16 protein-coding genes and 1 tRNA gene are annotated in these 13658 nt (G+C 67.4%); 12 read left to right on the forward strand and 5 right to left on the reverse strand.

Going from position 1 to position 13658, the window contains the following annotated elements; genetic code table 11:
* Positions 1 to 27: 27 nt before the first annotated feature.
* The 6 genes from BLP73_RS07910 to BLP73_RS18995 all read left to right on the forward strand — a co-directional run bounded on the left by BLP73_RS07910 (position 28) and on the right by BLP73_RS18995 (position 6389).
* Complete coding sequence (locus BLP73_RS07910; RefSeq protein WP_090742226.1) at positions 28 to 2184, forward strand: AAA family ATPase; 2157 nt, start codon at positions 28 to 30, stop codon at positions 2182 to 2184.
* Complete coding sequence (locus tag BLP73_RS07915; protein ID WP_090742230.1) at positions 2171 to 2410, forward strand: hypothetical protein; 240 nt, start codon at positions 2171 to 2173, stop codon at positions 2408 to 2410. The genes BLP73_RS07910 and BLP73_RS07915 overlap by 14 nt, the downstream gene beginning before the upstream one ends.
* 169 nt (positions 2411 to 2579) lie before the next feature.
* On the forward strand, positions 2580 to 3641 hold the full coding sequence (locus BLP73_RS07920; protein WP_175453280.1) for a hypothetical protein: 1062 nt from the start codon (positions 2580 to 2582) through the stop codon (positions 3639 to 3641).
* A gap of 38 nt (positions 3642 to 3679) precedes the next feature.
* Positions 3680 to 4195 carry a hypothetical protein gene (locus BLP73_RS07925; protein WP_090742236.1) on the forward strand — a complete coding sequence of 172 codons (516 nt, stop codon included), beginning with the start codon at positions 3680 to 3682 and terminating at the stop codon, positions 4193 to 4195.
* Positions 4196 to 4277: 82 nt separating this feature from the next.
* Complete coding sequence (locus tag BLP73_RS07930) at positions 4278 to 4580, forward strand: hypothetical protein (RefSeq protein WP_090742240.1); 303 nt, start codon at positions 4278 to 4280, stop codon at positions 4578 to 4580.
* A gap of 1464 nt (positions 4581 to 6044) precedes the next feature.
* Positions 6045 to 6389 carry a hypothetical protein gene (locus tag BLP73_RS18995; RefSeq protein WP_139165917.1) on the forward strand — a complete coding sequence of 115 codons (345 nt, stop codon included), beginning with the start codon at positions 6045 to 6047 and terminating at the stop codon, positions 6387 to 6389.
* A gap of 437 nt (positions 6390 to 6826) precedes the next feature.
* Here the strand turns inward: BLP73_RS18995 and BLP73_RS07940 are convergent, their stop codons facing one another.
* The gene (locus tag BLP73_RS07940) at positions 6827 to 7360 is read right to left on the reverse strand and encodes a hypothetical protein (RefSeq protein ID WP_090742246.1); all 534 of its coding nucleotides are present in this window, start codon (positions 7358 to 7360) and stop codon (positions 6827 to 6829) included.
* A gap of 82 nt (positions 7361 to 7442) precedes the next feature.
* Between BLP73_RS07940 and BLP73_RS07945 the strand changes: the two genes are divergently transcribed.
* From BLP73_RS07945 to BLP73_RS07955, 3 genes are all read left to right on the forward strand, one after another.
* Entirely contained in the window at positions 7443 to 7685 is a 243-nt protein-coding gene (locus BLP73_RS07945; RefSeq protein WP_090742248.1) for an MreC domain-containing protein, read from the forward strand.
* A 135-nt stretch (positions 7686 to 7820) separates the two neighbouring features.
* Positions 7821 to 8192, forward strand: coding sequence for a hypothetical protein (locus BLP73_RS07950; RefSeq protein WP_090742251.1), 372 nt, complete (start codon positions 7821 to 7823; stop codon positions 8190 to 8192).
* A gap of 11 nt (positions 8193 to 8203) precedes the next feature.
* Entirely contained in the window at positions 8204 to 8389 is a 186-nt protein-coding gene (locus BLP73_RS07955) for a hypothetical protein (RefSeq protein WP_090742255.1), read from the forward strand.
* A 408-nt stretch (positions 8390 to 8797) separates the two neighbouring features.
* On the opposite strand, the gene BLP73_RS07965 is transcribed toward BLP73_RS07955, so the two are convergent.
* From BLP73_RS07965 to gltX, 3 genes are all read right to left on the reverse strand, one after another.
* A tRNA-Met gene (locus BLP73_RS07965) sits at positions 8798 to 8874 on the reverse strand.
* 37 nt (positions 8875 to 8911) lie between these two features.
* A complete protein-coding gene (locus tag BLP73_RS07970) occupies positions 8912 to 9493 on the reverse strand; it encodes a DUF1003 domain-containing protein (RefSeq protein WP_090743046.1) in 582 nt (193 codons plus the stop codon).
* A 61-nt stretch (positions 9494 to 9554) separates the two neighbouring features.
* On the reverse strand, positions 9555 to 10877 hold the full coding sequence (gene gltX / locus BLP73_RS07975; protein ID WP_090742261.1) for a glutamate--tRNA ligase: 1323 nt from the start codon (positions 10875 to 10877) through the stop codon (positions 9555 to 9557).
* A 78-nt stretch (positions 10878 to 10955) separates the two neighbouring features.
* Here gltX and BLP73_RS07980 point away from each other — a divergent pair, with 78 nt between their 5' ends.
* Both BLP73_RS07980 and BLP73_RS07985 read left to right on the forward strand, forming a co-directional pair.
* Positions 10956 to 11363 (forward strand): metallopeptidase family protein, encoded by a 408-nt coding sequence (locus tag BLP73_RS07980; protein ID WP_090742264.1) that lies wholly within the window; start codon positions 10956 to 10958, stop codon positions 11361 to 11363.
* On the forward strand, positions 11363 to 12313 hold the full coding sequence (locus BLP73_RS07985; RefSeq protein WP_090742267.1) for a 1-phosphofructokinase family hexose kinase: 951 nt from the start codon (positions 11363 to 11365) through the stop codon (positions 12311 to 12313). Before BLP73_RS07980 ends, BLP73_RS07985 begins: the two co-directional genes overlap by 1 nt.
* A gap of 59 nt (positions 12314 to 12372) precedes the next feature.
* Here BLP73_RS07985 and BLP73_RS07990 read toward each other — a convergent pair whose 3' ends face one another.
* Positions 12373 to 12699, reverse strand: a complete 327-nt coding sequence (locus tag BLP73_RS07990; RefSeq protein WP_090742270.1) for a DUF6280 family protein — start codon at positions 12697 to 12699, stop codon at positions 12373 to 12375.
* 357 nt (positions 12700 to 13056) lie between these two features.
* Between BLP73_RS07990 and efp the strand changes: the two genes are divergently transcribed.
* The gene (gene efp / locus BLP73_RS07995; RefSeq protein WP_090743049.1) at positions 13057 to 13620 is read left to right on the forward strand and encodes an elongation factor P; all 564 of its coding nucleotides are present in this window, start codon (positions 13057 to 13059) and stop codon (positions 13618 to 13620) included.
* The last annotated feature ends 38 nt before the right edge of the window (positions 13621 to 13658 follow it).

Consider the following 13658-nt stretch of genomic DNA (forward strand, 5'->3'; position numbering starts at 1 on the left):
CTCCTTCCCCATGCCCGGAGCCGACCCATGCCTGACTGGCTGCCCCGCTTCTACACCGCCGCCGCGCGGATCGACGCGCGCCCCCTCACCGCCGAGGAGATGCCCGAGCATGTCTTCGAGGCGCTCATCGAGGGGCGCATCGGCGAGATCGACCTCGAGGAGATCGACGAGACCGTGCCCATCGAGGAGCCCGAGATCAGCTTCGCGGAGACCCGCCCCGGCCTCGCGCAGCGGCCGCTCCGCGCGCTGGCCCTGGCGCGGCTCTGCCGGGCACTGCCCACGGCCGAGGATCTGGCCCGGTGGCTGGCACCCGGCGCCATCACCGTGATCGCCTGCCGGCCCGCCGGTCTCGCGGGTGATCTGGCCATCGTGCTGGCCCAGCTGATTGAGGCCGAACACCCGACCCGCAAGCTGAACCTCGTCTGCAGTTCCGGCCGGGCCACTGCGCCCGAGACCAAGCCGCTCGATGCCGTCGCCGGCTTCTGGAAGGACGCGCTGGCCGAGGGGGGCGGCGCGCATCTGCTGATCCTCGGGGATGCGGCGCAGCTGCCGCGGCGCATGGCGCGTCTGCTGCCGCCGGTGCTGCAGTTCGGGCCCCCGGACCGGGAGGTGGTGGCCGCCGCGCTCAGCCTCGGCGATCCCGGCCCGCTGGTCGGCGACTGCGCGCTGCCGCCGGACGCGGCTCTGGCGCGGCTAGATGCCGATGCCTGGCGCCTGGCGCTGCGCCTGCCGGACCTCGCCGGCCGAGCCGCCGAGCTGCGCCGGCTGACCGATGTGGCGGTGGGGGCGCGCGACGCCGGCCCGGTGCTGGAGGATCTCTGCCTCGACGGGCCGGTGGCCGCGGCGGCGCGGCGGCTGGTCGCGGACATAGCCGCTTGGCGCGAAGGGCGCATCGCCTGGTCGCAGATGACCCGCTCGCTCCTGATCCATGGCGAGCCCGGCACCGGCAAGACCTGGCTCGCCCGCGCGGTGGCCGGATCGGCCGGGCTGCCGCTGGTCACCGCCTCGCTGGCCGAATGGCAGGCGGCGGGCCATCTCGGCGACATGCTGCGCGAGATGCGCGCCGCCTTCGCCCGCGCCCGCAGCAACGCGCCCTGCGTGCTGATCCTCGACGAGCTGGATGCCGCCGGCAGCCGCGCCTCGGGCGACCGGCATGCCGTCTCCTACCGCGCGCAGGTGATCGCGGGGCTGCTTCAGGAACTGGACGGAGTCCTGGGCCTCGAGGGGGTGCTGGTCCTCGCCACCACCAACGACGCCCGCGCCATCGACCCGGCGCTCTTGCGCCCCGGCCGGATCGACCGGGTGCTGGCGCTGCCGCGCCCCTCCCCGGCGGCGGTGCGCGCCATCCTGGCGCGGCTGGTGGCCGCGCTGCCGGGTGCGGCGCGGGGGGCGATCACCGGCGCGGATCTCGACCGGCTCTCCCGCCGCGCGGCGGGGCGCAGCCCGGCCGAGCTCGACGCCGCGCTGCGCGAGGCGCAGAGCCGCGCGCGCGAGGCGGGCCGCGCCGTCGCCGCGGGCGACATTGCCGCCGCGCTCGGGCTCGGGCGCGAGGACCCTGCGGTGCTGAGCCGCGTCGCGGTTCATGAAGCGGGCCACGCGGTGATGCTGCACTGCACCGGGCGGGGGCGCATCACCGGCGCGCGGATTGGCATGGGCGGCGGGCATGTCGCGGTCGAGGACCTGCCGCTTCTCGAAACCCGCGCCGGCCTCGAGGACCAGCTGGCCTGCTGCCTCGCCGGCCGCGCCGCCGAGGAGCTGATCCTCGGCGCGCCCACCACCGGCGCCGGCGGCGGCGCCGCCTCGGATCTTGGCCGCGCGACGCAGCTGGCGGCCGAGATCGAGCGCGGCTACGGCCTTGGCGCGGGCCTCCTCTGGCAGGCCGATCCCGGCGCAGCGCTGGCGACGGACCCCACGCTGGCGATGCGGGTCGAGGCGCATCTGCAGCGCGCGCTGCGCCACGCCCGCGCCACGCTCATCGCCGAGCGCCCGCGACTGGAGGCGCTGACCGCGCGCCTCCTCGCCGAGCGGGTCATCGAGGGCGATCCCTTCGCCGCGCCGCGCACCGCGCCGGCCGCCGCTCGGTGGGGCGCGGAGGCGGGCGCAGACGTCGCTGCCGTCACCGCCCCTGCTGCTGGCGGCCCCACCGGCCCTGCCGGCACGGAGGCGCGCCATGACGGCGCGTGAGCCGGCGGGCCTGGCCCATCAGGCGCTGACCGAGGCCTTGGACGAAGCGGCAGTGCTGCGCGACCTGCTGGCGCTCCTCTTCTGGGCCGCCGAGGCCGTCCCCGGCCCCAAGGGCGCCGGCCTCGCCCGCGGCGCGATGATGGCCCAGGACCGGCTCGAGCTGCTCATCGCCCGGATTGAGGCCGCGAGGTGGCAGCTGCGGCCGGGGACGGAGGGGCGCGGATGATGGCGGCGACAGCTTTCCGGCCCCTCGGCGCCCTGCACGCCACAGGGCGTGTCCCGCATTCCTCCGCACGCCGCCGGCCCGCGCTCTCCGTTCTTACCGCCCCGCTGCTGCCCGGTGGCCGGATGCCGGCTGCCTGATCCCTGCTGCCCAATCTTGCCACCACCCGAGGATGACCCTGATGACCTGCCTCTTCCCGAACCGCCCCGCCACCGTGATGGCCCCCATCATGGCCGCAGCCCTGACCGCCGCCGCTCTCGCGGCCCCCGCGCAAGCCACCCCTGCCGGTCCGGCGACCACGGCAGGGGCCAATGCCGCGGCGGAGGCCCGCGGGGCCGAACTGGCGCAGGGCGTCGAGCGGATCACCGAACCCCATCTCGTCTCCCTGCACTGCATGGCCCGGATGAACGAGGCGTTCGGCTTCGCGCGCGATGCGGCAGCCGAGGCGGCCGGTGCCGCCTGCGAGGCACGGGCCGGGGCGCGGCTCACCCAGATCGCCGGGGAGCGCGCCAGCCGCGCCCTGGCCGAGATCGAGGCCGCGCCCGCCACGCTCGACGCGGCGATCGCCGCAACCGGCTACGCGCCTGCCGACGACGCCTTCGCCCGGATCTCGGCCAGCGCCGCCTACCGCGCGGCGGCACCCGAGATCGCCACGGCCTTTGAGGAGGCCCGCCGCGCCGGGGCGGCCAAGCGCGAGGAGGTGCTGGAGGCTGAGCGCAGGCGCCTCGACGCCGCCATGGCCGCACTCGATCCCGCACGGCACGGGCCGTCCGATCTGCCGGACTGCGCCGCGTTCGACAGGGACCAGCCCTGGCTGCGCCCGCTCCTGTCCCATTGCCGGGACCTCTGGCGCAGCTTCGAGGCCCGTCATACCCATGTCCACTGCGAGCGGATCTTCGAGATCGCTCCGGCCGAGCTGCGCAGGGGGGCCTTCGATGTCGGTGGCGGCGAGAGGTTCGATGCCACCGAGATGCTCTGCACCCACGGCTTCGAGGCCGAGGCGAGAAGGCGCGGCGGGCTCTTCTCGGCCAGTCGCACCGAGCTGAGCCTGCAGTTGGGGCCGCTGGAGGCGCCGCTGACCCTGACCGGCACGCTCCACGGCCCGGACACGACAGGGCTCTGGCAGCTGCGGGCCCTCGCCCTCAGCCCCGGCCGCCTGGCGCGGGACCTCGACCCCGATGCGCCCGAGACCCTGCGCCACTGCCTTTCCGACCACACGCGCTGCCAGGACTGACCACCATCCTCACCCACCCCAGCACCACGGAGACGACCATGACCATCACATCGACCGCCAACACCTACCGTTCCGCGTTCCCCCTCCCCGCCCTCCTGCTGCCGGCGCTCCTCCTGCCCGGCGCGCTCATGGCCGCGCCCTATCTCGGCCGATGCCAGATGGGCGAATGCATCCATGTCGACCAGGTCTCGCGCCAGGTGGTCGGCGAAGGCAGCGCCGCCGTGCCGGGCGATCTGGTGATGGTCGCGCTGCGCACCGCCGTCTCCGCCGCACCCGAGACCGATCCCGCCACCCTGGACTGGGAGGCGCCGGCCCCGGTGCAGTTCTTCTGCTCCGAGACCCGGCCCGCCTTCCGCGCGGGCGACGGCAGCTACCAGGGTCTGGATCTCGTGACCCCCGTCGGCGCCACCACGCTGGTCACCGCCATGTATCTGCATGCCTGCCACCCGGAAGCGGAGATCGGTGAGGACCCCTTCGCCGCGGCCGCCACGCTCGGCTACGGCGCCACCGGCACCGAGGTCTTTGCGGACCACAACGCGCTGACGGCGCGCTGACGCGCCGCCCGTCTCACCCTGCCCGAGGCGGCCGCATCCGGGCCGCCTCCCCCCTCTCCACCTCTTCCCGAAAGACCGCATCATGCCCCTCTCCCGCCGTCACCGCGTCATCGCCGCCAGCGCCCTCGCCCTCATCATCGCCCTGATCACTGTTCTCATTCTGACGACACAAGGCGGTGCCCTCGGCGGCGGCGATCGCCGCCTCGTGGACCGCCATCACGCCAGCATGGAGCGCTGCATGGCGGATGGCATCTCGATCACCGAACGATCGATCGCCTGCGTCGAGATGATCCGCATCCGCGTGGACATCCGCGCCCGCGGTCTCTGCTTCGATCTCACCGGCGCGCGGCAGAGCTACCAGGATGTCTACCGCTGCGATGGATGACCGGCGTCGCCAGGGCCGGTCCGGATAAGACAAATGCGTTTCGCAATGCGATTTGCTGAATCATTTCGCAAACTCTTTTCAATGCCGAGTTTGGCTCCTCCGGTGCGGCGTCAGACTGACGAGAGGCACTGGCCCAGGATCTCAAGAAACGCCTTCTCGGCTCACCTACCAAAAAAGCCTCTGGGAAAACGGAAAAACTACCTCGAAACCCCTTATTTCATTGCAAGAACTGAAAATTCCCAACACCATGTCTGGAAAACGGTAAAGATGCTTCTCGGGGCAAAAATTGCCTAGATCAAGCCAAAAGTGGCCGGTCGGACGAAAAACACCCCGTATTCGCGGACTCTTGCTGGTAGTTTATGAAACTATAAAAATCTCGCTTATTAATCTGTTGTTTTTCCGATTTGATACTGCGTTATTTTCGCGTTTCCGAAACATCATCATTTCCTCTCCCTTCGATCTAGGACATCTCTCTGGCAGTGCAAGTCCGCGGCGCAACACATCGCAGACGGATAGCGTCGCGATGACAGACTCAGGGTTACCGTCGCAGTCCGAGCCCTCGATACGGAGAGCAATCTGAAGCCATCGATCCAGAGGCCGACGGGATGTTGAAGGTTTTAAAAACGTAGCCCGCCAAGTGCTCTCCTTGAGCGAGATACAAAACACGATCAGCCTAAAGCAGCCGGCGGCGCCGAGACGTCAGGCGATGACGTGCTGCACAGTGCGGACCCAAATCAACGACTTAGTCTAGCTCCTTCCCAGCAGCGAATTAGATCCGGCCTCGAGCGCAGTAGGCGCCTCCATCGACGCTGACGCGGTTGCTTGCCAATGAAGGTCAGCATCGCAAGGCCAGGCTGATATGAGAGCAACGAAGCCTGGCGCTCGGATCCATTGAGGACGCCGAAACTGCACTTGCTTGTGGGCAGGATAGAGTTTGCGGATCGCACTGCACCGAAGAGGAAAGCCGCCATAGACGCCGGGGCAGAGCGCCATCCCCCTACCTGATGCCCTCCATCACCTGGCATGCCCCAAGCGTTGGACATGCTCGAGAACTGACCGCTGCCCCGCGCCCGTCATCCGTGGAGTTCGCGAATGGACCGTCCAGCCATCGTCTCCCTGATGTCTGAAAATCCCATACGGAGCCACTATGCGCGAAGAGCTCGGCCGAGCGGATGGTAGACATTCTCACCCGCCAATCGCCACCGCGTTAGCCCGGCAGGCCAAATTCTTCGGAGGCTTCCGGCTCTATAAGGAACGCGAATCACCCCCATGCGACCATTTGGTAATAGGCCGCGCCAATTACGAAACAATTCTGTAAGTCATTTATAAATAATTAATAACTGCCTCAGTCACTCTAAATCGATTTTTTTGGCACCAAATGGGCCGATACTGCCGATTTTCATTGACAGGGCCGTTAGCGATATATTTGAGATCTACCTCCGCAACAAATGGAGGCCAGACAGCATGAAAAAGACGAGGAAAGCTTCGCCCAAGATCGGCGCTAGCAAGGAGGAATCCGCGAGGAAACGGGAGCGCACTGCGCGCATTTCTGATGAGGACTGGGAGGAAATCCGGCGTGCTGCGAAGGCCGTTGGAAAATCGGCAGGCGACTATTTCGTGGAGCTCCATCGGCAGAGAGGTATCACGCCGGATATATCCCCTGCAGATGCAGCTGCCAGATCTGCGCTGGCGCTGCATATGACTCAGCTGACCCGGGCGATCATGCAGCAGGAGGCGCTCTCCGACGATATCTTCGAGGAACTGCTGGAACTCCATAATCTGATGCAGCGCATTATCGAGACGAAATGATCATTGCGACCGCTCGATATTCCGGCGCCTGCGAGAATAGCGTCCCGCGGAAGGCAGTGGATTACCTGATCGCGAACAGCGTGTCTAAGGAGGTGGCGGGGCGAAAGACAACCGTTCTCAGGACGCCGGTGCCTGAAACCATCCTGGGTGACCCCACGGACATAGTAGAGTTCCTGACGCAGCTTCCTTTTGAGCGGAAATATCTGTCACTTGCTACGACCTTCGCTGCGGAGGAGGTCGATGTTGCAGCCTTCAATGCGGGGACTTGGCGCGAAGAGGCCGGCCTGATCACCGCGCTGATCCTTGACGCTGCCTACGCAGGTATTCCGACTCTCCGCCAGCCACCTGTCTTCGCCAACTGCCATACGCATACGGGTCGGCTCGAGATCAACTTCCTCCTGCCCCGCGCCACGATCAATGGGCACGGGCATCTCAGGTCATTCACGCCATTCCCGCCGCAAAAGCGTTACGAGGTCTTTCGTTACGTGCTGCAAGAGACCCTGATCAAGCGGCTCAAGCTGATCGATCCGCGGAGCCCGCTGAGGACCAGGCTCTTCAAACTCCCGCCTTGGATGCACAAGGAACATGCCGAGGCGCTGCGGGCGGGCCTGGACGGCCACAGCCTGTTTCGTCTGATCGATCCGCTCATCGCTGCGGCCGAGCGCGGAGAGGTGCATGGTCGGGGGGATCTCATTGAGGCGCTGCACCCGCTCCTCGGTGATGTCGGCCACGTGGTTCATGAGCTCTCGGCCCACTGCGTCACCATAGAGGAAACCGAGTCCAAAAAGCAGCTTACGCTGAGAGGGTTTTGCTTCAGCGACAGCTTTCGTGGGCCGCAGGACATCCATGACCTGCGCGACGAACATGGACCACTCCATGCCGAACGTCAGCTTCGCCTCGCAGAGGCGGCCGCCACCTACGTCGAGCTTCGGAACTATTACGCAGATCAGCGAGCCAGCCAGTTTGACCATCCCCCGCCGCCCCTCATTGCCGAGCTGTCTGACATCTCACCCGTGCTTCTTCCCCAGTTCCACCCCGCGTCAGGAGATCCCCATGTCGAAGCGTTACTCGTTCACGACCGAAGCACTCAGCCCGTTCCGGCGGTTGCTCGAACAGCTGCAGACGGCAGTGGGCCTGCACTCCGACAGGATCAAGAACCTGGAATCCAGGAACGAGGAGCTGGAAGCGCAGATCCGGCAGATGCTGCCTCGGCTCGAGAGGGTGGAGCAGGAGAACCGGGACCTGAGGAGGATCTCGGGGATACTACGTGGCTCGCTCTCGTCGTCCGGCGACTGAAGCCCACCTTCCTCCGGGCCATCGCCCGGATCAAGCGCAACCGCTCCGTCGCAGCTCTTACCCGGGGCCTCGAGCAGCATGCCGCCGCGGCCCTGCCGCACCTGTCTACTCTCATCACAACCTTGGAGAATTCCCATGACCGATACCGCCGCGCCGTCTCCCCCCGGCGAGCCGCCGGACGACGACAGGATCAGAGAGATCCTGACCCTGCTGCAGGTGATCCAGGGGCTGCTGAACGATCTCTTGGCGGACCGCGACCAGCTCCCCGTTTCGGACGTGATCAAGGACTACCTGAGCGCGATGAAGCTGATGGAGGGCCATCTCGCCGATACGGTGAAAATCCTGACGCAGCTCATCGCGCAGCTGACCGAGGCTATCTGCGTTCAGGAGGTCGAGAGGACCCGTCAGAACGGGGCCATGGCGGACCGGTTCGATCGCCTCGACGCGAAGCTCGACAGGATCCTCGACCTCCTCGGGGAGCCGATGTCGAACCCGGTCGCGGGCTGACCCGGGCCGCCATGATCCGCGCGGCCTGGGAACAGGCCCGGGCGGAACACCAGCGGCCTTACGCCATCCGCTTCATCAACGATGCAGACGGACCGGCAATGGTAGCCCGGATCGGAGACGACCCGTGGCGCCATGACGGTTTCGACCTCGACCCCGTCGAGCCGGAACGCCCGGCAGACGATGATTTTTCGCCGTAGCCTTATGGCAAATCATAAGCGCTCCCGCCCAAACCGAAGAGGAAGAATAGAATGGAACCCGACTGCAAGACGATGCCCCACTGGCTATCGAAGAAACACCTCTGCTCTAACGACGATCTGCAGCGTGTCTTCGGCGTGACGAGGAGCACCATCGACAGGTGGGCAAAGGAGCGTCCCGGGTTTCCGAGGAAGGTCCGACTTGGTGATGAGCACGGATCGATCGTAAGGTTCTACACGTCCGACGTTCAGCGGTATCTGTCGAGGATCACGAAAGCGTGAATTCCCCGTGGCGGAGGACGATACTGCATCTGTGCCACGTCAGTGCCACGGTCTCATTGAAAAATCTGTTGGTGAAATCACAGCGATTGCCACTGGCCACTCAAGACAATGAAAAGCCTTGAAGTTTTTTGGTAGCGGAGGAGGGACTTGAACCCCCGACACGCGGATTATGATTCCGCTGCTCTAACCAACTGAGCTACTCCGCCACGGTAGGCGGCGATTTAGCCGGGCGGGCGGGCAGCGTCAAGGGCCGCCGCGCGAAAAACCTGCTTCGTCGGGCGGCGAGATGCGCGCAAGCGCGGCCTCGATCAGCGCAAGCTGCGCCTGCTGCTGGGCGAGCAGGCGCTCGATCCCCTCGGCGCGCAGGCGGTCCAGCTTCTCGTGCAGGGCCATGATCTCCAGCTCGGCCTTCAGGTTCACCTCGTAATCATGGGCGGCGGCGAGGCGGTCCTTCTCGGCCTGGCGGTTCTGGCTCATCATGATGATCGGCGCCTGCACGGCGGCCAGCATCGACAGCACCAGGTTCAGGAAGATGAACGGATAAGGGTCGAACCCGTCGCGGCCGAGGACGAGGTTCAGCCCGCACCAGACCACGAGCACCGCCACGAAGATGCCGATGAACGCCCAAGAGCCGCCGAAGGCCGCCACGCGGTCGGCCATGCGGGCGCCCAGATCCATCCCCTCGGCCAGCTCGGCCTGCGGGTCGCGGCTGATGGTGCGGCGGCGGGTCAGGTGGTCGAGGACGGTGCGTTCGGTGGCGGCCAGGGCCGCCCCCTCGCGGCCCAGCCAACGCCGGGCGGTGTCGGTTGAGGGATGGTCTTGCATGGGCGTCTCCTCGCGCGTCTCGCGGAAGGAAGCGCCCATGCGGGCCGTCTGGCAAGAGGCGTCAGGCGCGGGCCTTGACCACCTGCAGCAGCGGCATCACCTCGGACATGTCCGGCCCGTGCGCCTGCCCCGTCAGCGCCTTGCGCAGCGGCATGAACAGGCCCTTGCCCTTGCGGCCCGTCGCCGCCTTCACGGCAGAGGTCCACTCGCTCCAGCTCGCTTCGGTGAAAGGCTGCGGGGGCAGCATCGTCATCGCTTGCGCCACGAAATCGGCATCCTCGGCGTCGATCTGCGGCTCGGCGCCCTCGCTGAAGATCTGCCACCAGCCGCCGAGGTCATCCAGAACCGTGATGTTCTGCGAGGCGACGCGCCAGAATCGCTGCGCCTGATCCTCGGGCACGCCAAGCGCCGCGATGCGGTCCGCGGCGGCCTCGAAGGGCAGCGCCTGGTTCCGCTCGCGCGTCAGCGGCCAGAGGTCTTCTGCGTCGAACTTGGTGGGCGAGGCGCCGAACTGGCCAAGGTCGAAGCTGTCCGCCAGCTCATCCAGCGACGCCAGCCCCACCGGCACGCCCGACCCAAGCCGCGCCATCAGCGAGATCAGCGCCTCGGGAGCGACCCCCGCCTCGCGCAGGTCCTTCAGCGACAGGGCGCCGATCCGCTTGGACAGCTCCTCGCCCTTGGCGCCGGTCAGCAGGGAGTGGTGGGCGAAGGCCGGGGGCGTGCCGCCGATGGCCTTGATGATCTGGATCTGCGTCGCGGTGTTCGTCACATGGTCCGAGCCGCGCACGATATGCGTGACGCCCATGTCGGTGTCATCGACGCTGCTGGCGAAGGTGTAAAGCACCTGCCCGTCCGCCCGGATCAGCACCGGGTCGCTGACCGAGGCCGCGTCGATCGAGATGTCGCCGAGGATGCCGTCGGTCCACTCGATCCGTTCCTGGTCCAGCAGGAAGCGCCAGTAGCCCTCGCGCCCCTCGGCCCGCAGCTTGTCCTTCTCGGCATCCGTCAGGTGCAGGCCGGTGCGGTCATAGACCGGGGGCCTCCCCATGTTCAGCTGCTTCTTGCGCTTCAGGTCCAGCTCGGTCGGGGTCTCGAAGACCTCGTAGAGCCGCCCCGAGGCGCGCAGCTTGCCCGCTTCCTCGGCATAGCGGTCCAGACGCAGCGACTGCCGTTCGACCCGGTCCCAGTGCAGGCCCAGCCAGTCGAGATCGCGCTTGATCCCCTCGACATATTCCTCCTTGCTGCGCTCCTGGTCGGTGTCGTCGAGGCGCAGGATGAACTGCCCGCCCGCCTTCCGCGCGATCAGGTAGTTGAAGAGGGCGGTCCGAAGGTTGCCGACATGGATGTGGCCGGTCGGCGACGGGGCGAAGCGGGTGATGGTCATGGGGCACTCCTGTTGGGCTTGCTCTTTCACAGGCAGCCGTTTTTGTCCATATCGGGGCCAGGACGCGAGGAGATGCAAATGAGCGAGTGGCAAGGGCGCCTGCCCCCCGATGCAGCCGAAATCGAGCGGATCGCCCGCGCCGCCATGGCCGAACTGCCCGAGGAATTTGCCGCGGCAGCCGCCGCTGTCGCCATCCGCGTGGCCGAGTTCGCCCCCGACGAGATGCTGGACGAATTGCAGATCGACGACCCGTTCGAGCTGACCGGCCTTTATGACGGCATCCCGATGACCGAGAAGTCGGTCAGCGACCAGCCGGCCGGACCGGACATCATCTGGCTGTTCCGCCGGCCGATCCTGGACGAATGGGCCTCGCGCGGGGATATCGGCCTCGACGATCTGGTGATCCATGTCGTCACGCACGAGATGGCGCATCACTTCGGCTGGTCGGACGACGATATCGCCGCCATCGACCGCTGGTGGGAGTGATGGCGCAGGCGCCGATCCTGACCGTCACCCTGAACCCCGCGCTGGACCTGTCGACCGCCACGGACGAGGTGCGCGCCGACCTGAAGCTGCGCTGCGACAAGCCGGTGGTGGACCCGGGCGGCGGCGGCATCAACGTCAGCCGGGCGATCAAGATCCTCGGCGGCGCCTCGACGGCGATGGTCGCGCTTGGCGGCGCGACGGGCGCGCGCATGGCCGAGATGCTGAAGGCGCAGGGCCTCAGCGTCATCCGCATGACGGCGCCGGGGGAGACGCGGCAGTCGCTGGCGGTGACAGACCGGGCGACGGGCGGGCAGTACCGCTTCGTGATGCCGGGGCCGGAATGGCACATGAGCAACGTGGGCGACGCGATGGCCGCCATCGCCGAAGCCGCGCGCGGCGGAGGCTGGGTGGTCGTGTCAGGCTCGAACCCGCCGGGCGTTGCGCCGGGCTTCGAGCAGATGCTGACGGTGCGGCTGAAGGACGGGCGGGCGAAGCTGCTGGTCGACACCTCGGGCGCGGCGCTGCTGGCGCTGGCAGGCTCGTCGATCCCGGTGGACGTGCTGCGGATGGACAGCCACGAGGCCGAGGAACTGGCCGGGCGCCCCCTGCCCCTGCGGACCGACAGCGCGGACTTCGCCGCAGGTCTGGTGCGCAACGGCGCCGCGAAGGCGGTGATCGTGGCGCGGGGGGCGGATGGCTCGGTCATCGCGGGGCCGGACGGGGCGTGGCACGCCGAGGCCGCGCGGGTCAGCGTCGTCAGCGCCGTGGGCGCGGGCGACAGCTTCGTGGCGGGCTTCGTGCTGGCGATGGCAAGGACCTGGCCGGTGGAGGAGGCGCTGGCCTACGGCACCGCCGCCGCCTCGGCCGCGGTGATGACCCCGGCGACCGAGCTCTGCCATGCCGACGATGTCGAGCATTTCTACACGCAGCGGGTCATCACGCGACTCTAGGCCGCACATGAAAAGGGCCGCCCCATCGGCGGCCCGGATCATTGGAACGCGGCGCCGGCTCAGGCGGCCTCGGCATCCTCGGCCTCGGCGGCCATGCGGCGCTCGCTTTCCTCGCGGGACAGGGCGACCGAGGTGCGCACGCCCTTCGAGACGAACTCCATCAGTCCCTTCACCACCCGCTCGTTCGGGTCGATCCCGGCGCAGGACAGAACCTCGCGCCCATCGCGCGAGCGGGCCCACCGGGCGATCTGCTCGGGGCCGTTGCCATATTTCTTGTCGTCAGCAATGGCGTCGTCCAGCGCAGCGAGAACCACGGCCGCAAACAGCTTGCGGGCCCGCTGGCCTTGTTCGAAATTGAAAGCAGAGCCGTCAACAAAATCGCGCATATCTTTCGTCCATTTCTGCGGCCCCGTTCAGCAGACGAGGCCATCGGGCGAGTTGGCTTCGCCCTTGGTTATTGTTTCCGTTTCTCTGACGGTGCCGCCTGCCATAGCCTATTGCGCCGCCGATTCGGTATTCCCGCCCGAGCATGTCTGCCATGCCCTTACTGCATGGCGTGCAAAATCCGGCAAAAAATCGTCACTGGAACCTCGTGCCGCCGCCTTTCCGCTACGTCGGCGCCTTGACAACGCCGCAGAACCGATCTGGTTGCCTGCACCCGAAGCCCCCGATATAGGGGCGTCACATTGCCGTTCAACGCTGCGGACGGCCTGAATTTTCCGCATAACCGCGAGTCGCATCCCATGCCCAAGATCAACGGCAACGAAATCCGCCCCGGCAACGTGCTGGAGCATGACGGGGGCCTGTGGGCCGCCGTGAAGGTCAGCCACGTCAAGCCCGGCAAGGGCGGCGCCTTCGCCCAGGTCGAGATGAAGAACCTGCGCGACGGGCGCAAGCTGAACGAGCGCTTCCGGTCCGAGGACAAGGTCGAGCGCGTGCGCCTGGACCAGAAGGACCAGCAGTTCCTGTACGAAACCGACGGCAAGCTGGTCTTCATGGACAGCGAGACTTTCGAGCAGACCGAGCTGGACGCCGAACTGCTGGGCGACCGCCGCCCCTTCCTGCAGGACGGCATGACCGCGACGATCGAGTATTACGGCGAGGAGGCCCTGTCGGTCTCGATCCCGCAGAAGGTGACCTGCACCGTGGCCGAGACCGAGCCGGTCGTGAAGGGCCAGACGGCGGCGAACAGCTACAAGCCGGCGATCCTGGACAATGGCGTGCGCATCATGATCCCGCCCTTCGTCGGCGAGGGCGAGCAGATCGTCGTCAACACCGAGATGTTCGAATACAGCGAACGGGCCTGATCTTCGGACCGACGCTCGAAGGCCCCGTGCGAGGGATC

This window comes from Paracoccus tibetensis, assembly GCF_900102505.1.
GTDB classification, from domain to species: domain Bacteria; phylum Pseudomonadota; class Alphaproteobacteria; order Rhodobacterales; family Rhodobacteraceae; genus Paracoccus; species Paracoccus tibetensis.